The sequence below is a fragment of the Pedobacter hiemivivus genome, assembly GCF_004331685.1.
Taxonomy (GTDB): Bacteria; Bacteroidota; Bacteroidia; order Sphingobacteriales; family Sphingobacteriaceae; genus Pedobacter; species Pedobacter hiemivivus.
Genome location: NZ_SJSM01000018.1, coordinates 57284 through 79975, shown reverse-complemented (window position 1 = coordinate 79975; position 22692 = coordinate 57284). Strand labels below are relative to the sequence as shown.

General features: G+C 39.7%; 14 protein-coding genes. 10 read left to right on the top strand and 4 right to left on the bottom strand.

Annotation, left to right across the window (positions count from 1 at the left end; translation table 11 throughout):
* Positions 1-83 precede the first annotated feature (83 nt).
* The 7 genes from EZ444_RS20935 to EZ444_RS20905 all read left to right on the top strand — a co-directional run bounded on the left by EZ444_RS20935 (position 84) and on the right by EZ444_RS20905 (position 11826).
* Entirely contained in the window at positions 84-683 is a 600-nt protein-coding gene (locus EZ444_RS20935; RefSeq protein WP_131611102.1) for an RNA polymerase sigma factor, read from the top strand.
* Positions 684-782: 99 nt separating this feature from the next.
* Complete coding sequence (locus EZ444_RS20930) at positions 783-2009, top strand: FecR family protein (protein ID WP_131611101.1); 1227 nt, start codon at positions 783-785, stop codon at positions 2007-2009.
* A gap of 331 nt (positions 2010-2340) precedes the next feature.
* Positions 2341-5796: a TonB-dependent receptor gene (locus tag EZ444_RS20925; RefSeq protein ID WP_225874798.1), complete on the top strand. Its 3456-nt coding sequence runs from the start codon at positions 2341-2343 to the stop codon at positions 5794-5796.
* 60 nt (positions 5797-5856) lie between these two features.
* Positions 5857-7293: a RagB/SusD family nutrient uptake outer membrane protein gene (locus EZ444_RS20920; RefSeq protein ID WP_131611100.1), complete on the top strand. Its 1437-nt coding sequence runs from the start codon at positions 5857-5859 to the stop codon at positions 7291-7293.
* Between the two features lie 3 nt (positions 7294-7296).
* The gene (locus EZ444_RS20915) at positions 7297-8373 is read left to right on the top strand and encodes a TlpA disulfide reductase family protein (RefSeq protein WP_131611099.1); all 1077 of its coding nucleotides are present in this window, start codon (positions 7297-7299) and stop codon (positions 8371-8373) included.
* Positions 8374-8951: 578 nt separating this feature from the next.
* Complete coding sequence (locus EZ444_RS20910) at positions 8952-9437, top strand: hypothetical protein (protein WP_131611098.1); 486 nt, start codon at positions 8952-8954, stop codon at positions 9435-9437.
* 70 nt (positions 9438-9507) lie between these two features.
* Complete coding sequence (locus tag EZ444_RS20905; RefSeq protein WP_131611097.1) at positions 9508-11826, top strand: T9SS type B sorting domain-containing protein; 2319 nt, start codon at positions 9508-9510, stop codon at positions 11824-11826.
* An 81-nt stretch (positions 11827-11907) separates the two neighbouring features.
* Here the strand turns inward: EZ444_RS20905 and EZ444_RS20900 are convergent, their stop codons facing one another.
* Positions 11908-13134, bottom strand: a complete 1227-nt coding sequence (locus EZ444_RS20900; protein ID WP_131611096.1) for an MFS transporter — start codon at positions 13132-13134, stop codon at positions 11908-11910.
* A gap of 114 nt (positions 13135-13248) precedes the next feature.
* Between EZ444_RS20900 and EZ444_RS20895 the strand changes: the two genes are divergently transcribed.
* A complete protein-coding gene (locus EZ444_RS20895; protein WP_131611095.1) occupies positions 13249-14142 on the top strand; it encodes a LysR substrate-binding domain-containing protein in 894 nt (297 codons plus the stop codon).
* On the opposite strand, the gene EZ444_RS20890 is transcribed toward EZ444_RS20895, so the two are convergent.
* Positions 14122-17115 carry a glycosyl hydrolase family 28-related protein gene (locus EZ444_RS20890; protein ID WP_131611094.1) on the bottom strand — a complete coding sequence of 998 codons (2994 nt, stop codon included), beginning with the start codon at positions 17113-17115 and terminating at the stop codon, positions 14122-14124. The genes EZ444_RS20895 and EZ444_RS20890 overlap by 21 nt on opposite strands.
* A gap of 48 nt (positions 17116-17163) precedes the next feature.
* Here EZ444_RS20890 and EZ444_RS20885 point away from each other — a divergent pair, with 48 nt between their 5' ends.
* Together EZ444_RS20885 and EZ444_RS20880 are read left to right on the top strand one after the other, a co-directional pair.
* Positions 17164-18297, top strand: a complete 1134-nt coding sequence (locus EZ444_RS20885) for a patatin-like phospholipase family protein (RefSeq protein WP_225874797.1) — start codon at positions 17164-17166, stop codon at positions 18295-18297.
* 51 nt (positions 18298-18348) lie between these two features.
* Positions 18349-20850 carry an ATP-binding protein gene (locus EZ444_RS20880; RefSeq protein WP_131611093.1) on the top strand — a complete coding sequence of 834 codons (2502 nt, stop codon included), beginning with the start codon at positions 18349-18351 and terminating at the stop codon, positions 20848-20850.
* Between the two features lie 3 nt (positions 20851-20853).
* On the opposite strand, the gene EZ444_RS20875 is transcribed toward EZ444_RS20880, so the two are convergent.
* Together EZ444_RS20875 and EZ444_RS20870 are read right to left on the bottom strand one after the other, a co-directional pair.
* Positions 20854-22182 carry a sigma-54-dependent transcriptional regulator gene (locus EZ444_RS20875; protein ID WP_131611092.1) on the bottom strand — a complete coding sequence of 443 codons (1329 nt, stop codon included), beginning with the start codon at positions 22180-22182 and terminating at the stop codon, positions 20854-20856.
* 95 nt (positions 22183-22277) lie between these two features.
* Positions 22278-22589, bottom strand: coding sequence for a hypothetical protein (locus EZ444_RS20870; protein WP_131611091.1), 312 nt, complete (start codon positions 22587-22589; stop codon positions 22278-22280).
* Between the last annotated feature and the right edge of the window lie 103 nt (positions 22590-22692).

Below are 22692 nucleotides of genomic sequence, written 5' to 3'. Positions count from 1 at the left end.
TTTTAATCACCGTTGTATAGATCCATTAAAAATCTTTATTATTGCCGTCTGCATTACATTTAAGGGTACAGGGGAAACAATTAATGGCTAAAGCTCATATCAATGAAACAAATTTGCTGCTTGAAGCGGCAGAGGGAAATGAGCGCTCTTTTACCGAATTGTTTTATTGGTATTATAAACCTTTGGGAAGATTCGTGTTTAAAATGACAGATTCTCAGGAAATCACAGAGGAAATTGTACAGGATGCTTTTGTTAAAATCTGGTTGAGACGGGAAACGTTAAAGCACATCGATAGTTTTGGTGCATATATGTTTGCCATTTGCAGGAATGAAACTTTTGCAGCGATGAAAAAAATAGCGGCAGAAAAAGTTTTTAGAACAGATTTTGAAAAGTACCTTACGGTTGAAGGCGAAATTGATTTGCTGGATAATCCGACAGAAGAATATCGTGCTATGATTATCGCCGCAGTGGCAAAGTTACCGGCACAACAGCAAAAGGTATATGCCATGAGCCGTTACGATCGTTTAAAATATGAAGAGATTGCCACACATCTCGGAATTACTGTAGTTACAGTTAAAAAACACATTCAGCTTGCTGTACAGTTTATTCATAAGGATATCGCTTCTAAGCGACTAAATGCAGGTTTAATTTTGGTATTAACCACTCCTTTAATATTGAGATAATATTTTTTGTAATTTTTTTAAATTCTCCTTACTACTTTTTTGACCTGCCAGCACTCTATCTAATTAAAGGGGGTAATTAGCCCGATTTAATTATAGAAAATGGAGGAACGATTTAGCTATTTATTTGATCAGTTTGCCAAAAGAAAGGCAACTGCGTCTGAACGTGAAGAATTCTTTGCTCAGGTGAATAGTGGCAAACACGATGCGCAGTTACAACAGTTGATGGGGGATACTTATGCTGAGGATAAGCTTGTTGATCCGGAAGATGACCAAATCAGTGATTGGTACTTGCCCGGAGCTGATAAAAGAATAGTAGAAGCCGTGTTTAGCTCAAGGCCAAAAGTTGCTGTTTATAAAACGACTTATTTTACTCGCTTGTGGCCACGTGTAGCTGCGGCTGCAGCAATTCTTTTGGTAGTTGGAGCTGGGCTCTTCTATATTTCCCGACAAAATAATGGCTTATTAAATGCCATCGCGTACAGTAATGACATTGCTCCAGGCAAAAATTCAGCTACACTTACCTTAGCCAATGGCCGCAAGATTATACTCTCTGATGTTATGCAAGGTGAATTGGCTAAAGATGCTGGTGTAAGCATTACAAAAGATGCAGAAGGACAAATTAGCTACGAAATAAAAGAAACGCTTTCTGCAAAGAGTAGAGCTGCCAAAGGCGGAGAAATGGGCGAGACAAATACGCTTTCTACTGAAAACGGTCAAACCTATCAGCTGCGTTTTCCTGATGGTACGGCCGTTTGGCTCAATGCGGCATCATCAATTACTTATCCGGTATCTTTTAACACGCGGAAGAGGAGAGAGGTTCAACTTAATGGGGAAGCCTATTTTGAGGTGGCTAAAGATAAGGCCCATCCATTTGTAGTACAAAGTGCAGGGCAGGAAGTGGAAGTACTAGGTACGCATTTTAATGTCAATAGTTACGCAGATGAAAGTAGCATAAGGACTACGTTACTTGAGGGGGCAGTAAAGGTCACCAATCTTAAATCTAAAGCATCAAATTTCTTAAAACCTAATCAGCAAGCGATTTTAACGGGTCCTAATCAAGTAGAAGTGAGAGATCTGGATGCACAAGCATCAATATCATGGAAGAAGGGCGAGTTTACGTTTGACAGGGAAGAGATCAGCAGTATTATGCGTAAGGTAGCCAGATGGTATAACGTACAGGTAGTTTACAAGGACAATTTAAATGGCGTTAAACTAACCGGAAGTGTATCCAGATTTGAAAATATTTCTAAGCTTTTAAAAATGCTCGAAAATACAGAGGAAGTGAATTTTGAGATTGATGGCAATAAGGTCATTGTGAAGAGATAGTTCCCTTTAAAGAAAAAATTAACCAATTAAACCACCGAACATGAGAGAACCTTACGAAAGATAAATTAAGCAGTAAAGGGGGATAATTGTGCTGCTTTTGTAGCATAAGGATGAAAAACCGTAAAGTGGTTCGAAGCACTTTACGGCCAGTAATTTGAGTCAACCCTTCCGGAATTACCGAAAAAAACAATTAGTTATCAACTTATCATCTTAACCCAAACTAAACAAAAGTATGAATTTAAATGCTTTTTACCTAGGTATGTCACGTCTGTGGCTTCCGCCAAAATTATCGAAAAAACTGTTTATGCGAGTTAAATTGATCATAGTTCTTATGACCAGTTGCTTATTGCAAGTGGGGGCAGCTGGTTTTGCCCAAACCATCACTTTGTCGGCAAAAAATACTACACTAGAGCAGGTGATGAAGAAGATTAAATTGCAAAGTGGTCTGGCTGTACTTTATGGCAGCGATTTGCTGGATCAGGCCAAAGTTGTGAATGTGAATTTAAAGAATGTTCAATTGAAGGAGGCACTTGATGAGATTTTTAAAAGTCAGTCCTTAACCTATGAGGTTCATGAGAAGACCATTGTAATCACACGAAAAAAGCCTTCTTATTTAGATCGGATTGTGGACGCCTTTAATGCCATAGACATTCAGGGACATGTAACCAATGCTCAGAACAATAGCCTTGCATCTGTTAATGTAAGTGTAAAGGGGAGTAGAAAGAGTACAGTTACTGGCCAGAATGGTGAGTTCTCGTTAAATGTGCCTGATGAAGGAGCTATCCTGGTGTTTTCTTGTGTAGGTTACGTGACCCGGGAGTTGCCAGCAAAAAGAAATATGCGGGTGACCCTGGAAGTCGAAACCAACAAGTTAAATGAAATGGTGGTAGTTGGATATGGTAGCGTTCGTAGAAAAGACCTGACAGGTTCAGTCGCTTCAGTAGATGTATCGGAATTTAAAAATGTCCCCTTTGCTACTATAGATCAGGCTTTAACTGGTAAAGCAGCAGGTGTACAGGTTGTGCAAGCTGATGGATCACCTGGCGGAGCTGCTAAGATCAGAATTAGGGGTGGAACCTCTTTATTGGGGGGAAATGACCCGTTATACATTATCGACGGGGTGCAGATGCAAGTTCAGAATAGATACTTGAAGAGCGCGGCAGAGATTATTAGTCCTATTGAGAATTTTGGTGGCGGTTATGCCGGTGATAATCCGGCTAATACAATATCTGGTTCTTTTGCCAGGGGATTAAATAGCCTTGGGGGCTTAAATATCAATGATATTGAAAGCATTGATATTTTAAAAGATGCTTCTGCGACAGCGATCTATGGATCAAAAGCAGCCAATGGTGTCGTAATTATTAATACAAAAAAAGGTAAACTGAATCAAAAGCCGGTTTTTGAAGCTAATTATTACACAGGTGTAAGTAAACCAATCAAAGAAAAGCTTTTAAATAGAGATCAATACATCATGATTATTAAAGAAGCTGCTAAAAATCTAAATGATGTCAAAGCAGGTTTAAATGATCCGATTACCTATCCGCCAGACCCTGTTGCCACTGATATTTTAACAAATCCAGATTTTATGGGAACGGCCAATACCGATTGGCTCGATCTTGTGCTCCGAAATGGTGTAAATACAAATGCTGATATTTCTGTAAGAGGCGGTGGCGCTGGTTCGCGTTATTATACTTCCTTATCCTATAATAAAAACAATGGGGTAGTTTTAGGAACAGATTTCAGTAAGATTGCCGGTAAAATAAATCTCGACAATGAGATAACTAGTAGGCTTCGTATTAATACCAATTTGGATTATGGCGTAACTACCAATAACATCTCAAACGGGGTGTATACACAGGCACTTTTTGCCCCGCCGACAATTAACCCATATAATACAGATGGAAGTCCAAGGATTATAACGGCTTCCGACAATGGGACGATGGATTTTGAAGGCTTTCAAAATCCATTATTCCTGCTTAAAGGGGTTAATCGGGGAAATACCCTTTCTTTAATCGGATCATTGGCCTTGGAATATGATATTCTGAAAGATTTGAAATTCAGAAGTACAGTTTCAGCGAACTATAACAACTATCGTCAGAACAATTATGTGCCAAGTACAGTTTTGATCAGTAATAAAAATGACGGCAATTTTCCTGGAAGTTCTAATAACGGTATCGCTACGCAGGCACAATCGCAGCATACTGATATCTTTTATGAAAATACGATTACCTGGAATAAGCAATTTAATGAAAATAATAGGTTAAGTTTATTGGCTGGTACTTCATGGCAAATTACCAAAAGCAATTCTTTTTCGGCAAGTGGTCAGGGTTTTCCTGATGATGAATATTTAAACAACCTTTCTTCAGCGGCCTTAACATTGCCTTCTACAGGTGTTTCTGGTCAAAATTCTTTGCTCAGTTTTTACCTACGTGCCAATTATAGCTTGTTCGAAAAATATTTATTTACCTTCACCGGGCGTTCTGATGCTTCTTCTAAATTTCCTAAGAAAAATAGGGTTGGCTATTTCCCATCGGGTGGTGTAGGCTGGCGTATTTCACAGGAAAACTTTTTAAAGGACGTAAAATGGATTGATGAGATTAAATTAAGAGCAAGTGCAGGTTATACCGGCACTCAAAATATTGCCGATAATCTTTTTTATACACTCTATTCGCCGATATCTTACAATGGGCTAAATGGGTTAGTGCCATCGCAATTGGGCAATGAAGGGCTCAAATGGGAATCAACATTACAGAAAGACGCAGGCATAGATTTTCAGTTCTTTAATTCACGCTTAAGCGGTGGGATTGGTTACTATGAAAAATCAACAACGGGTGTCTTGTTTCCTACAACCGTAGATAGAACTTCAGGTTTTTCGGGGGTAACGGCAAATATCGCGGACATCAGGAATCGAGGACTTGAAGTTACATTAAGGGCAGAATTTATCCGCAACAAAAATGTACAGTGGTCTGGTACTTTTAACATTTCAGGGAATAGGTCTAAAGTGCTTGCCCTCTCAAATGATTTCGCTGATCCATCCAACCCAAAAGTATATAGGTATGGCAATACCGTGCTAAAAGTAGGGGAGCCATTGGGTTTACTTTATGGGAATGTTTTTGAGGGCTTGTATAGAACGCAACAGGAAGTAGATGATTTCAAAAGTAAATATCCTAATTACAAGAATTTAACACCTTATATAGGTGTTGGCGACGCCAGATATGTATTGGATCCGATTAGAAGCGGAAGCTATCTTTTTAATAAACAAGAAATTATTGGACATGCAGAGCCTAAATATTACGGAGGATATACCAACAGCCTAACCTACAAGAATCTTAGTCTTATTGCTTTGGCTACCTTTTCTTATGGAGGTGATATTTTTTATCTCGCAGATATACAAAATCAGAACACACTTTTACGGACGAATAAAGGGGTTAGAATTCTAGACAGATGGACACCAGAGAATCCTAACTCAAATAGGCCCAGACTAATTTTAGGGGAGTCAGATTTGACTACAGCAGAATCGGCAAGCAATAATGTTTATGATGCTTCTTTTATTAAGTTAAAGTCGGTTACTCTAAATTACCAATTTCCAAAAGTCTTGATGGATAAGTTAAAACTGACCAGTGCTTCTGTCTATGTTTCTGCTACAAACCTTTTTACAATTACAAATTATCCGGGGGCTGATCCAGAGGTAAGTAATGATCCGTATAGTTTAATTGGTGGTTACAGTGATACCGGTAGTTATCCTACGGTAAGGCAGTTTAGCTTAGGACTTCGTTTTGGATTTTAACTGCGAAGCATTAGTAAACGTGAATAAAAAGAAATGGGAAATAATGAAAAATAGAAGATCATGAAATATATATATAAATATTTAGTGCTGGGCATGGTCCTTACAACCTTTTGTGCCTGCGAAAAAGAACTGGGTGCTTTACCCAAAAATGATAAAGTTGATGCCAATACGATACTTGATCAGGGGACTGCTCAAACTGCGCTGAATGGGGCCTATTACTATTTTGCGAACGCAGTTATGGCTAAAACGAGGTGGCAGGCGCACCAAGTGGCACCTGCCGAATTAGCGGGTTATATGGGTTATGGCTATGGTGCTTTCGGAGCGGAATGGAGCAATAAAAATACCAGTATTCAGAGCTACTACTGGGAGGAATCTTATAAGTTAATTAATGCCGTAAATGGAGTGGTAACTGGGGTAAATAAATTGCCGGACAATAAATTTACAGGCACACGGAAAAAGGAAATCATTGCTGAAGCCCGTTTTTTAAGAGCTTATGGACATTTTAAGATATTAACATTTTACGGCGAATGGTATAAAGCGGATAGTCGATATGGAGTATTGCTTAGAGATGAACTATCTACGATTAGTAATATAGCTAAACCACGAAGTACGGTTAAAGATAGTTATGATTTTATTTTGGCGGATCTGGATGATGCCATTGCAAATGGTCCGGAAGAAAAGTCGGGCGTTTATGCGACTAAATGGGCAGCAATGGCCTTAAAAGCGCGTGTTTTAATGAGCCGTGGTAAGGCGGCAGACTATACCACACTGATTGGGTTGGCAGATGAAATTATCGACGAAGGGCCCTTTACTTTGGAATCTAATGCCAAGGATATTTTTCAGAAAAATGGATTAAATAGTTCTGAAGTTATTTTGGGACTTAAACCACAGGCTGGACAAGAGTTGGACTACAATGCCAAAAGCTGGCAATATTGGCCTGGGCATTCGAGTTTGTATGTTGCAACACCAATGCTGAAAGTGCTTTATGATAATGATCCCCGTCAGGCCTGGGTAATAGGACCTAAAAGAGGGACTACTTCTGTAAGTTATTTCCTTACTAAGTACATGTTTGTAGGCGGGGTGCCTACCTTGGTTTCGGAAACCGATTACGCATTACGTTTAACGGAAGTTTATTTGTTAAAAGGCGAAGCTATTGTTCGTTCGGGAGGGAGTTTAGCGGCAGCCAAGACTGTAGTTCACGAGGTGCAGGAGAAGGCCGGAATTACCAGTGTGGTAAATTCCATTCCTTACAATGCAGTCGAAGGTGCAAATACACCTTCGGATCTGTTGATGGAGATTTATAAGGAGACCGTGAAAAGTCTGATTGCAGAAGACGGAATGGAATGGATGGCACTGCTTAGATTGCCTTTTGCTACGGTGAAGCAATTGAAACCGACCATTATAAGTGAACAACTGTATATATTGCCAATACCAAAGGACGCATTTTTATATAATCCTTTATTTGGTGATCAAAATCCAGGTTATATTAAGAACTAAATCATGATAAAGAAATTAAAATTTATAATGTCGCTGCTGTTGTGCGCTAGTATTGGCGCATATGCGCAGACAGCCATTGTTTTAGGCAATATTTCTGGTCTGAAAGAAAGCAAAATTGTCTTTTACTATTTTAAAGACGGCAAGTCTGTTACCGATACAGTGAAAGTAAAAGATGGTCAATTTAGGTGGGTTGTAAAGATGCCTGAGGCACAAAAAGTAAGTGTAGTGCTACTTGACGATTACTACCAGTTCTTTGTAGAAAGTGGAAACATTAAAATTACAGGTGGGAAAACCATCGAGGAACTTAAAGTAACGGGTTCTAAAACTCAGGACGAATACAAAGCTCATGATCAGACCTTGCTGGGTTTGAACAATCAGCGATCTTCTTTATACGACAAGTGGGGGAAAGTAAGTGATGAAGAGCAAGCTGTATTAGAGGCAAAAATTGAGGATTTGGGAAAGCAGCGCAAGCAGCGGAATAATCAATACATTATTGAACATCCTAAAAGTGCAGTTAGCCTCAGCCTCGTTTCCGATAAAGCAATTGTAGGGAACTATGAGGATGCAATTTATGCGTACGAAAAATTAGACCCATCTGCCCAGAATAGCATGATTGGCAAGCAAATCGCAGAAAGATTAACCGTGTTGAAAAGAAGTGCCATAGGCGCAGCTATGTTAAATTTTACACAGAATGATCCAGAGGGCAAGCCGGTTCAATTTGCAAACTTTAAAGGTAAATATGTGCTGGTAGATTTTTGGGCAAGCTGGTGCGGACCATGCAGGGCCGAAAATCCTAATGTGTTAAAAGTTTACAATCAGTATAAAGACAAAAATTTCACTGTTGTGGGGATCTCTCTCGACGATAAAGCCGATCGCTGGAAAAAGGCGATTAAAGATGATAAAATGCCATGGACTCAGGTTTCCGATCTGAAGGGATGGAAAAATGAAATTGCCACTTATTTTGGTATCAAGGGCATTCCAAATACACTGTTGATCGATCCAAAAGGCAATATCATTGCCGTTGGTTTGAGAGGAGAAACATTGGTTAAAGCACTTGGTAAGTATTTAGGTGGAGTTTAAATTTTAAAAACAGTGTAGTAATTAAGTTCCTTAAGGTTACATATGCATGTTGAAGCCGTTAATTGTAATGATTAGCGGCTTTTTTATTTTGTTCTGGAAAAAGCGTAAATTGACTATTGGAATGATAATCCGAGATTATTTATTTAACATTGGATTTTAGTTTCATAATATTCCAGCGTAAATCGAAAAATGATTTCTTACAGTTCGGTTAGTGATGATAAATTGGGGGCAATCCTACAACGGGACGATGCCGCTTGTATTCGGAAGAAGAAAAGGAGAATGATCAGAAACTAGCGGAGTTATTTAAATAACCTGATTTGCTACCGATACCCATACGGGTTCTAAACGGCCCCTCTACGGCTAAAGCCGTAAAGAACCCGTAGAAAAGGTGTAGGGAACTCGTATTTAGTCTTTACGCTTATTGGAAGGAAATAAGCGATTCAGCTATTAGAAAAATAAATAATAAGCTGACAAGATAAAACAGGCGTATTGTTTGAAATTATTCAAAACAATACACCTGTTTTTTTTATTTAACATTAAACCAACTCGTTAATTGTTCATTTTTATTTAATGTTATTATGAAAAAATCAGCCCTTTATTTGTCTTTTTTGGCCTTGCCATTATTGTTTAGCTGCAATCAGGATGCTCAGAAAAATAAGGAATTGAAGGATAGTTTAAGTGCTGTAGCAAAAGGCCTGGCTCCTAAAGAATGTTATATGGCCATCGATGAAACAGATACTGCGAGAATGACAATTAGACCTGGAGTCAATGATAAGATAACAGGAGATCTTATTATTAATTATAAAGCAAAAGGGAAGAATGATGGTTCGTTTGTAGGTGCATATAAAGGAGATACCTTGTTTGTTGATTATACCTTCAAGATTGGGACAGCAAATAAAACCGTTTATAAAAATCCATTGGCTTTTTTAAAGAAAGATGGTAAACTCATCTTAGGTGTTGGCCAGATAGAAACAAGTGTAGGTAGATCTTACTTTGTAAAAGGAAAGCCAATTAGCTTTGATAAAGGCAGATTTACATTTGCAGCTGTAGAGTGTAAGGAATAATTTTTAATCTGAATTGAAATCTTTATTTTGCAGGGATTAACGTTAAACTTAAGCCCTCATTAAAACAACTGTGTATCATAAAACCATTAAAAGTGCTCTTAGGGCCTTGTTTGTTGTTTTGATGTTTTTTCCATTGCAAAAATCACTTGCACAGGCTCCGGCTATTACCTACGCCAGCCCTAAAACATATATTGTTGGTAGTAGCATCATTCCTTTGCTACCTGTTAATACTGGAGGGGCAGTGCCTGCCAATAGCTATAATATGGTAAGCAGGTTTGCCGGCGGTTACGCTCCGGTTTCTTTTGATGGTGTAGGTGCCGGTGCAGGTTTTGATAATCCTTCAGGAATAGGAACTGATGCTTTAGGAAATGTATATGTTTCAGATTTTGGAAGTGGGGCCATCAGAAAGATTACACCTGCAGCTATTGTAACTACCATTGGTAATGTAAATACACCATCGGGATTGACCGTAGATAATTTGGGGAACATATTTGTTTCTAGTTTCGATGAAAGTAGGATTTATAAAATAAGCCCTGCAGGTGTTAAGACTGTTTTCGCGGGTAATGGTGGTTCTGGCTCGGTCGATGGAATGGGGACAGCTGCAAGTTTTTATGGTCCTGGAGGCATGACAACAGATGTTACGGGAAATTTATATGTTGCTGATCAATCCAACAATAAGATCAGAAAAGTTACACCAGCGGGACTTGTTACCACAATTGCGGGGAGTGGCTCGGCAGCCGCAAATGATGGCCCGGCTCTTTCTGCCAGCTTTTATAATCCTGATGGAGTAGCAGTTGACGCACTGGGAAACATATATGTAGCAGATAGTAAGAATAATAAGATCAGAAAAATATCGGTGGGAGGCCTGGTGAGTACATTTGCAGGTAGTGGTGCCGCCGGTTATTTGAATGGTACTGGAGCGGCTGCAAGTTTTAATTATCCGACAAGTCTCGATGCAGATGTTGCTGGGAATTTATATGTTTCAGATTATAGAAATAATGTGATAAGAAAAATATCCCCAACAGGGGTGGTTACAACACTTGCCGGAAGTGGTAGTACCGGTAATTTGAACGGAATTGGGACAGCGGCAAGTTTTTACGGTCCCTTAGGACTGGTGTTTGATCAAAATGACAATCTTTATGTTGCAGACTATATAAATGATCTGATTAGGAAAATTACATTAACGGGCTATGTTATTGATAAGGTGTTGCCTCCGGGGTTTAATTTTGATCCAAGTACAGGCATCATTAGTGGTACCCCAACCGGGCCGGCAGTTGCAACCGATTATAAGATTACAGCTTTTAACATTTACGGCAACAGTAGTGCAGATGTAAACATTGAGGTGCTTAGGCCTTCCCCAGTTAGTTTGGCTCCTTTTCCTGTAAAAACAGTTTGTAGTGATGATTTTGATCCTGGAGCGGTAAGTAATGTTCCTGTGACCTATACCAGTAGTAATCCTCTTGTGGCTATAGTTGTTAACGGTGAAATTCATATTGTTGGGCCGGGTGTCTCCACTATAACGGTCAGTAATGGGGCTAGTTTTGCAGACCAGATATTAACAGTTGATCCGCTTTTAATCCCATCTGTTAAGATCACACCTACTTATTTTTCATCCTGTGAAGGCATGGAGTTAACTTATGAAGCTATTACTATCGATGCGGGTATTAATCCCACTTATCAATGGCAGGTTAACGGGCAGAATGTGGGTTTAAATAGTTCGAAGTTCATTAGCAGTGACTTAAAGACTGGTGATGTCATTACATGTGTGGTGACAAATAATGACGCCTGCATACCAGTTTCATCGCCTGTGTCAGGACCGGCATCCCTAGATACTACACCCTATACTTCCATTGCTGTCAGCATCGTTTCATCTGTAAGTGGGCCTATGTGCCCTGGTACTCCCGTAACATTTACTGCAATACCTTCTGATAATGTACACTCCCCTAACTATTCATGGTATGTAAACGGCGTGTTAACCGCAACAAATAGTTCGGTTTTTGCTGTTGCAACTTTAAAAAACGGAGCCGTTGTTTATTGCGTTATGGTTGCAGGAGGTGCGTGTATTCTTAATCCTGTAGTGAATTCTAATTCAATAAGCGTCAGTATCCTTAATGGGGCTGACTGTGTCATCAAGGTGCCCAATGCTTTTAGTCCGAATGGCGATAATATTAATGATAAATGGATTATAAATGCGTTAAATGCATCCGAGGGCTGTACTGTTAAGGTATTCAACCGTCAGGGTTCGATTGTTTACCAGTCTATTGGCTACGGCGAGCCTTGGGATGGAACAACCAATGGCAAAGCGGTGCCAATCGGAACTTATTATTATTTAATTGCACTGGAAAATGGAAAGAAAAAGATGTCGGGATCAATAACGATTTTGCGTTGAAAGCGGAGCATTCTCGAAGAAAAGAATCAATAAATGCAACTGAAAAAATCAGGAGGACCATACTTTTGAACAACCATTAGATCACGATTTGAACAGCAATCCTGAAATCGGTCTACGAGCACGCTTTGTTTGATACATAAAGAATAAACCTGTCGCTAAAAGTCCAATGAGGCCTGCTATACAAACCGCCAATCTAGGCCCAAAAGCATGTGCTGCCCAGCCAATCAATAAACTGCCAATTGGAATCATTCCCTGGTAAGCCATTACATAATAACTGATCGCTCTCCCTCTCATTTCTGGGATTGCATGAGTTTGAATGTAAGTATTGATCGCAGAGGTTTGAGCCATCATGCCCACACCACTTAGTGCCATAAATATCAATGCAATAGGTAGTATACTCGAATACGACATGAATACCAAACTTAAGCCAAATACGGCACTGGCAATAATTGTGATTTTCAACAGCGGCTTGGCCGATTTTAAATTGGCCAGATACATGGCTGCGACCACCGAACCTAAACCGGCTGCACTTTCGAACCAGCTAAAAGTCCCGGCATTGCCATGAAATAAATCTTTTGCGAAAATGGGCATTAACGTGTTGAATGGGATTACAAACAAACTGCTAATTCCGATCATCACAATCATACTACTCAAATCTTTATCACCAGATATATATTTAAAACCATCTTCCAACTCTGCCCAAATGCTTTTCTGAGCATGTGGAATTACCTTGAGGTCCAATTTCATCATTAATAAACAGATGAGGACAGGGATATAGCTTACAAAATTACCCACAAAACAAAAGTCTTCGCCAAAAGTGCTTAAGATTACCCCGGCAATGGCCGGGCCTACGATTCTAGCCAGATTTGCCATGGTAGAGTTAAGTGCGATGGCATTAGGTAAGTCAGCTTTATCTTCCACCATTTCAACCATAAGGGATTGGCGACAAGTCACATCAAAAGCATTAATGATACCTTGAAGCAAACTTAAACCTATAATAATTGGGATGTTGTAAAATTGAAAATAGATGATCGCAGCTAATGCACCGGCCTGCATCATAGAAATCACTTGAGTAATGAGCAGGATTTTGTATTTGTTATTTCTATCGATTAAACTCCCTGCGTAAGGAGAGAGAATTAAAGAAGGAATAAGGCTAACAAAGGCAACCAAGCCTAATAACATGGCCGAATCTGTTAGTCTGTACACCAGCCAGCTTACCGCCGTCTTCTGCATCCAGGTTCCTATAAGGGAAATGGATTGTCCGTAAAAGAAGAGTTTGAAATTGCGGTACTTTAATGATCTGAACATGGAGTATTTTAAATAATGTTATTGTCCTACAAATTTCGGGATAAGATTTAAAGTGGTAAAATTGATTGTTTTAATGATATTGATTAGTTTTAACGATCGATTATAACGGCAACAATGGAAATAAGACAAATCAACTATTTTATTAAAGCGGCTGAAATGCTACACTTTACTGAAGCAGCTGCGGCATGTTTTGTGACACAGTCGACCCTTTCTCAACAAATCAAACAATTGGAAGAGGAATTGGGGATGATGTTGTTTGACCGGATAGGAAAGCATGTGCATTTAACTGAGGCTGGTGGGGTATTCCTGAATCATGCCAGACAAATTGTGTTGGATGTAAAGAAGTCTAAGCAGGCAATTGTCGAGTTAAATAACCTGGTTATTGGCGAGCTAAGGATAGGGGTTACCTCTGCATTTAGCTCCGTTTTGCTACCTGCTTTGGCGCCCTTTTCTGCCAAATACCCGGGTATTAAAATAGTAGTGGAATATGGTACTGCGGCCGAGTTGGAGCATAAACTGAAACAGGCCGAATTGGATGTGCTCCTTGCTTTTCACGAACAGACAGATAGTGACGATGCCAATCTGGAAATGGAGCATCTTTTTTCATCAAGGATTATGATGGTGGTATCAAAGGATCATCCAATGTCCGATCTTAAAAAGATCTCTTTGACCAACCTTGCCAAGGTGGAGCTGATCTTGCCGAGCAAAGGTTTTAGCTCCAGGGATTTATTGGACGAACTATTCCATAAAGCACGTCTTTCCCCCCTGATAAAAATTGAGATGAATAACATCCATTCTTTGCTATCATTGGTGGATGATGGAAGTTGGGCCACCATCCTCAACGAAAAGGCGCTTATTACCTGGGAAAACCTGGTTGCCATTCCGATCTCCGGAAAGGAATATTATAAACAAGCCTTTATTTTATGGCAAAAAGGAGGGTACAGAAAGAAATCGGCAACCCTCTTTATACAGGAGTTGATTGAGACACTACAACTTGGGAAAACCTGATGAACTCATCCCTAATTGCTTAGTGGCTGGTAGCTTGTTCGGTGATTTGTCCCACTGGTCCTTAAAGTAAACGATGTTGTCGGCAACAACGTCCGATGAGTTTTTAAGTTTAATCACAACCGGATTGTCGTTAGCCCGAACCATTTTTAAATCAGCTAATTTTGCACCAACTACATCGTCTAAAAAGATCGCATACCTACTATCACGCTGCTCATAATTAAATGAGCTGTTCTTTACAGTAAGGCCCTTAACATGGCGTGCCCATATTCCATAAGAAGGTTGAGTTTTTAGATTACCCACATTGTATTGACCAACACCCAGTTCGGGTGCCAGGTTTGTAGTATCCGAAGCCGGATTTCCACCTTTAACCAGTACATGCACATCATTAAATACAATGTTTGTGATATAACCCGTATGCAGTCCGTTTGGCAGCTTAAAATTAAGTCCACCTGTAACTGTTTCCGTGTCTGGTAATTTGTAACCTGCAATGATTGGGGTGGCTTTATCCTGTTTGCCATCATAAGCCTTCCAGCGACCGTTTTTACCGCCATGAGAACTTCCACCATACACCTCAAAAATATCTATTCCATTAAGTATGATATTCTCCACCTTACCTATGTTCACATTCTTAACCAGTAATTCATCATGTTTTATTCCATTTTCGGTAAAAGCATACTTGCCCACGCTAGCCCCAAGGATGCGGGCGCGGTTAGAGATGGAGATAAAGAAGGGAGCTCTGGTTCTGTACATCTGAGAGCGGGAGTGTAGTTTTCCGGTATGGCCACAATTTAGGTGAATGTCACTAATGTGCGCACCATCATTGGTCGAAATAGAGAAGCCGGCCTTGTTGGCACCAAGCACATAGATGTTGTCCACACAGATGTCCTTAATGTCATCAGCGGTTTCAGAACCGATTTGAAACAAGTTACAGTTTGTATCTCCAATAATATTGCGGACTTTATAATTCCTTGCCGGACGTGTAAAGCCTAATGAACAATCTGAGCCTGGTTTTATGAGGTCATCAGAACTTACTTTCGAGTAAATATTAGTAGCCGTAACATTGTTGCAGCCCATAAAATCGTAAATATCACGCGCATTACTTTGATTTGCTTTACCAAAATAAGTATTGTGTACATTGATGTGATCCGTACCTGTAGCCAGTAAAACAAAGTGCCCGGCACGATCAATCCTTAACATGTTGCTCACATCAACTATTTTCGAACCATCTTTCCCAATGTAATAGGGTTCATCTTTTTTAGGATCATACCAAAGGTCTTCGGAACGTGAAATGCCGCCAATTTCAAGATTGGTACATAACTTCAGCGTAAACATCTTATCCGCGCGATTATCCGGTGCATTGCTCATCACTTTATCGCTATTAACCAAGTTCCCATTACCTGTGATCAAACCATTGCCAATAATCTTCACATTATCTAGTCGCTCCCCAAAAAACATGGTATTCCTAAAATAATGATGGCCGACATCCTGCTTCGTCATGTAATTCTCTGGATCAGCATAAGGTCCCGGGTCAGTAGGTGAAAGCCCAGAACGGTATTTTTTATCACTAAACCAGGTAGATTCAGGTGCATCTGCCCCTTTAATGGCGCTAATGGTCGCCTCTTTATCCACAAATAAATAAACATTGCTTTTCAAATGAACCGTCCTCACATTATAATGCCCTGCACTAAACAAAATCGTACCACCGCCCATTTTATTTGCAGCGTCAATAGCGTCATTGATACCCTGGGTATCATCTGCGTTACCATCACCCTTTACCCCAAAACTTTTAACATCCATTTTACCTGAATAAAACTTAAGTGTATTAGATAGACCCTTATTTGGACCATCCTTAACATTAAGTTTAAAAGCATATAATTTTTTAGGCAATAAACCCGATACTCTAGCTGTAGCTTTTTTAGCATCAATTACAGCCGAAGCTGCGGTCCAGCTTTTACCATTATCCAAAGATTGCAGTATAGCCACATTTTTGATGTTGACATTGATGCCCCATTTAAAACCAACAGCAGTATAGGTATTAGGTGTTTCTTTATACTGAATATCTGTGTTAACGATTCTTTCAAAGCTAGAAACCGGATTGGTTACCGTCAATGTTGCGCAGGCAGTACCAGTAGCTGGACTGGTTAAAACCTCTGGCTTGGCAGTTGTATATGATCCACTAAATGAATATTGTCCTGCCTTATTTAATTTTACGTTTTCAATGGTAAGCTTTAGATCTGGTCCATTTTCTGGTCTCAAATCCAGGTTGCTAAAGGTAAGGATTGAGCCCCCCTCAGCAGCTTTGCTAATGGCTACAGTACCAACTTTCGAATAAGAATAAGCACTACCAACACGACCGATAGATTGTCTGGCCAAATCCTTTAACTTAACCGTTCCACGTCCAATTACATTAACAGTTGTATTGTTTAGCGTAACCTCAATACCCGCAGGTAAAAAGAGTTGGACAGTAGCATTAGGCGTTCTTTGGCCTGCACTAAAATAAAGGGTTAAATCATTACTTGTATTTACAGTGGCCTGCTCGGTTTGTAAGTAAAGGTGTCCTGCTACAGCCATCGGTTTTACTACGATTTGATAGCTCCTTTTCGCTTTTCCATCTTCAGCAGTAACCACAAGAAGGTCGCCGTTTATCAGCTCTCCATCTTCTTTTGTCGTACCATCCTTATCCGTAACCTTGTACTTTTGAAAAGATCCATCTTTCGACTTCAGTTGCATCAGGATTTGCTTCACACTCATTTTTGTGGAGACTAAGCCCTTATCTTCTGGCGTATCTACTGTAAATAAATAAGTGCTCCCTGCAATAATTACAACGCGATCATTTGTTATTTGCGCAATATGAGTGGCTGATTTGCTGATCTCTATTTCAGTGTCAGACTTATACTTTTTGATTTTAACCGCCAAAGCAGGTATCGTGATACAGATCAAAAGAATCCGGGATAATGATTTTAGTTTGTTCATGGTGAATTGAAATGGTTGTTAAAAATCGGTATTCTGTATTAAATTAATATGACTAAGTATTCAACTATTCTGGCAGAAAACCTATATTTACCTGCAAGCCTTAGTTTTATTATGAAGAAAATCCTTTCTATTGATGGTGGGGGAATAAGAGGAATTATTCCGGGAATGGTTTTGGTTGCGCTTGAAGAAAGGCTGAAACTAGAGAGTAAAAATCCAGATGCTGCTATCGTCGATTATTTTGACTTTTTTGCAGGCACCAGTACTGGAGGTATATTGACCTGCCTGCTGTTATGCCCTGCAGAGGAGAATCCGACAAGACCCCGGTTTTCTGCCAGAGCAGCGTTAGATCTATACTTGGAGCATGGGAATGAAATCTTTAAAATGAGTTTCTTTAAACGCATCCGGGCTAAACTTGGGCTTGCCGGAGAACGTTACAATAGTATGATTTTCGAAGGTGTACTGAAGAACTATTTTGGCGAGAAAAAACTGAGCCAGCTCATCAAACCATGCATCATCAGTGCCTATAATATTGAACTTAGGAAAACCCATTTTTTTAGACAACAGAACGCAATCTCAAGAGGCAATATCCGTGATTTTTACTTAAGAGATGTTTGTCGCGCTACCTCAGCTGCACCCACTTATTTTAGTGTAGCAGAGATCCACTCACTGGCCAATGTACGTTACCCACTACTTGATGGTGGAGTATTTGCTACAAACCCAGCTTTAAGTGGCCTGATTGAAGTAACCAGGGCTTTTAACCAAACTCGGATCAATGATATTTCTTTAGTCTCACTGGGTACCGGTCGTTCTAGAAGATCTTATGATTACGACCATTTTAAGAAAAGCAGTGCGATGGCTATTGTACCTGCAATACTAGACATTATGATGAGTGGCGTAGCCGAAACCAGTGATTTCTTCCTGAAACAGCTGTTCAATTCTATTGGGCACTCAGAAAACTACATTCGTATAGAGCCGGACAGTTTGGAAAGTATTAAGGAGGGACTGGATGCCGCAAGTCCTGCAAATATTGAAAGGTTAATCGCACTGGGCGATAGGACCGTTAGTGAAAATGAAGCCCGGATCACTCAGCTTGCAAAAATGCTGATCGCCGAAGCAAAAGATACTTCAAACAAAAAACCATGGGATTTTTTAAAGGCCGTAAGATCATTGGGCTCTCTGTAAGTATCCAATTATAGCACACTTTTTGCTCCTGTTTTATCGTTAACAATCAGGATGAGCAATAAAACCCAAAGCCGTTTCTTCAAAGCCATAAAAGGAAAAATCATAATTGCATTGCTCTTAGCTTGTTTTGCCATGTTTATGGCATGGGCGGTAAGCAAGGTGGCTTTTAAAGAAATGCTGACTACTGTGGAGAACATCACTGCGCCAAGTGAGCGGTTAAGGGTAGTGAGTGCCATTTCACGAAAAATAGGCGCGCTTGATCAACTGCAAAAAAAGCAAGCATTTAACGATCCCGGTAATTATAACCAACTGTTTAAGGAGTCTGGGCAATTGCGATTGGTGTTAGATACCTTAGCCGGATTGTATGCGAATGACTCTACCCAGCTAACCCGAATTTTAACCATCAAAAGACTTTTAAGGGAAAGAGATAAGCAATTTATAAATTACCTTAAAGTAAGGGAGCGACTGGTTAATAATAAATCTTTCTCCCAACAGGTTAAAAGCCTGAGCGCGCTGGCAGCAAAAAGTTCCGAACAGACCGATAGTACCATCGTAGCTACAGAACAGAAAACATCTACAACAACGATATACCCGACAGAAGAGCGGCCTAAAAGCTTTTTTGGTAAAATATTTGGCAGGAAAAAGACCAATGATGAGGATAATGGGGTTAAGATCGTAAACGAAGAAAAGGTAAAAAGAGATACCATTGCTTTGTCTGCCGAAGCCCGAATGACTAAAAATCTGGAGCAATCCTTAAAGATCATAGAGAAAGAGCAGCGGATTAAAAACGAGAGTTTCTTAAGCATGGAAGCGCTCTTAACCGATGCAAATACTTTGCTCGTTAGCCAGATGCTTGATGTATTAAGAAAGGTAGAAAGTGAGGTGGTTGCACAAATTGAATTAAACGGGATTCAGGCAAAAAATGTGGTAAATACAGGCATCAGTACCATTAGCATCATTATGCTTGTCTTTTTCTTTTTAACCGTATTGTTGCTCTATTTCATTTTAACAGATATTACAAAAAGCAATAAGTATAGGGCTGAACTGGAATTGGCAAAAGACGAAGCGGAATATCATGGAAGAGCCAAGCAACGGTTTCTCTCCAATATGAGTCACGAAATCCGAACACCCTTACAATCCATTATTGGCTATTCCGAGATCATCCGGAAGCAAGAACGGCCACAACGGAAAGATATTGATGCTATTTATCACTCTTCAGAACACCTATTGCAGATTGTAAATGAGGTTTTGGATTATAACCGCATCATTTCGGGCAAATTCACCTTCTCAGAAAAAGCATTTGATATTGAACAATTACTTCATGAGGTGGTTTCGGTGATGCGGACCCAAGCCGAACTCAAATCACTCCAACTGATTACTGAATTTGAGCTTTCTGGTATAAAATACGTAAATGGAGATCCTTTTAGGTTGAAGCAGATTTTGTATAATCTTTTGGGAAATGCCATAAAATTTACGGTGAAGGGTGAGGTCACGCTTTCAGCATTTTTTAAAAGGCAGGGCGAGCTTCTTCATTTTACCTTTATGGTAAAAGACACCGGAGTTGGATTAACCGAGGAAGAAAGTAAGCTGATATTTAATGAGTTTGAACAGGTCAATACTTTGCCTGATGAGGAATTAAATATATCCGGCGCTGGATTGGGTTTAACCATCATCAAATCATTGATTGAACAACAAGGTGGCCGGGTATATGTGAAAAGTAAGAAAGGAGAGGGCAGTGTTTTTACGGTTTACCTCACACTTAAGATAGCCAGCGAACCCGAATATGAAAGCGCGCTTGTTGAGCCTCTGGCTTATAAGGGGAAAGTTTGGGTAATAGATGATGACCAGTTGATTCTTGATCTATGCGCCGTCATTTTTCAAAATCATGGCATCGACGCCCGGTTCTTTAACTCACCCACACAATTGCTAAATGCAGCCTGGGATAACAAGGTTAAGTATGTGCTGATGGATATGCGCATGCCCGAAATGGATGGCATTACACTTTGCAGAAGGTTAAGAGAAAAGGTAGGCAATGCGGTGAAGATCTATGCCATTACCGCACAGGTATTGCCTGATGAGCGCGATTTGCTCTTAAATAATGGATTTGACGGCTTGGTGATGAAGCCGTTTAAAGAAGCGGAGCTTTTATCGGTGTTTTATAACCAGGCTATAACTGAAGATGTAGATGAAGAATGGGCGGAAACAGAAATAGAATCCGTTGACCTGGATTTAACTTCGTTAAAGAAAATGACTTTCGATGATGAAGAGCAGTTAAAAAAGATACTCTTCAGGTTTTCGGAAGACAGTTTGAACGATAGCGATGAAATACGGGATGCGATGAATAAAGCTGATCAGCCGCGGTTGCGATTGCTTACCCATCGATTGGCTGGAAGAATCGCACAGATAGGGGCAAAAAAGCTCGCTACAGCATTTAGATTGATGGAAATGGAACTTAGAGCGGATGAGGATTTAGACCCGCTTAAAAAGCACGAAATAGAAAGCTTGTTGCAGCAGTTAAATCAGCTGTTGATACAGGTTAAGGCCTCAGCATAGCATTTACTCTATATCATAACGCTCCATTTTACTGTATAGCGTTTTCCTGTCTATATTGAGCAGTTTTGCAGCTTTAGATTTATTGTATTTAACCTTAATTAGCGTTTCCATAATCATTGCCTTTTCATTTACTTCATTAATTGCTTTTAAATCTGTACCACTAGACTTTGGTGCTTGATTAATGGAAATGATCATATCTTCTGGCAGGGCCTCAACTTCTGCTGTATCTGTTGGTGTTAGTAAAACCATTCGCTTAACTACGTTTTTAAGCTCCCGCAAATTTCCCGGCCAATCGTACTGAAGTAAAAGTGTTTTGGCTTCAGCCGAAATGTTTTTGACATCCCTGTTTAACTCCTGATTAGATAGTTTTATAAAGTGATTGATGAAAAGTTCTATATCCTTTCCTCTATTTCTCAATGCCGGTAATTGTATTTTAAATTCATTCAGTCGGTGGTAAAGATCTTCTCTGAATGAACCATTAGCTACACTCATTTTCAGATCATCATTGGTTGCCGTAATAATTCTTACATCAACTTTAATAGATTTGGTGCTGCCTAGGGGCTGTATGGTCCTTTCCTGAAGCGCCCGAAGCATTTTAACCTGAACCTCATAACTTAAATTTCCAACTTCATCTAAAAAAAGAGTCCCCCCGTCAGCAGCTTCAAATTGACCTTTTTTATCAGTTAAAGCACCTGTGAAAGACCCTTTTGCATGGCCAAACAATTCGCTGGCTGCTAAATCTTTCGATAGCGCGCCACAGTCGATAGCCACAAATGGTTTGTTGGCACGTTTACTCTGTGTATGTAAAGCACGTGCAGCATATTCTTTACCGGTACCACTTTCGCCTTGTATAATCACCGACATATCCGTAGGAGCTACCAGATTAATGTGTTCGTAAAGTTTGTCAGCAATTGTGCTTTTGCCTTTTATAGCGTCTGTATGTTCAACTGATTTGCTTGATTTAGCAGTTTCTTTTTTGCCCAATGCATTTTTTATGAGCATGAGTAGCTCATCTGGGTTAACCGGCTTGGTGATGTAATCAAAGGCACCGAGCTGTATAGATTTTACGGCTGTTCTAACATCGTTAAAACTGGTCATGATGATTGCTGGCTGAGCAGAACCTTTCTCCAATATATGAGAAAGAACGTCTAGTCCGGTACCGTCTGGTAAACGATAATCAATTAATAAGAGGTCAAAATTTTGTTGATCAGTGATCTTAAAAGCTTTTTTTACATCGTTTACAACATGAGGTTCATGGCCGTGCTTTGTAAGAAAGCCCTCTAAGACTTGAGAGAAGGTAGAATCGTCTTCAATGATCAGTATTTTTGCCATAGGTATTCGCTTGTGATAATAGCAAAAATACAAAAGCCGGATGAAATCCGGCTTTTGTGAGGTAATATATTATATAAATTAAGGGATATAGGTGCTTATTCTATAACAACGCCGTCTTTACCAATTTTTAAAGAGGCGGTTTCTTCTCCTTTTTTAACATCAATCAGATAATGCTCTGATTTGTCTGCTTTTGTAACAAGGAATGCTGCTGTTGGAATCCATTCTTTATATTTGTCTGAACTTAATGTAGCTTTCACGGCATCAGGAAGATCTTTCAATTCAACCGGAGTTTTTGTAGTACTGTCTTGTTGTGCGCTAATTACAACTGGAACTTTGATTTCGCTTGCTTGTACTGTAGCTAATCCTGCAAATGCCAGGAACGCTGCTGATAAAATGATCTTTTTCATAATTATAAAATTTAAAATTGTGTTCTAATTAATTACGATAAGGTAAGGTACAGAATGATGCCACAATTAGATTTTATTTTTAAATAACTGATATTCAGTTTAT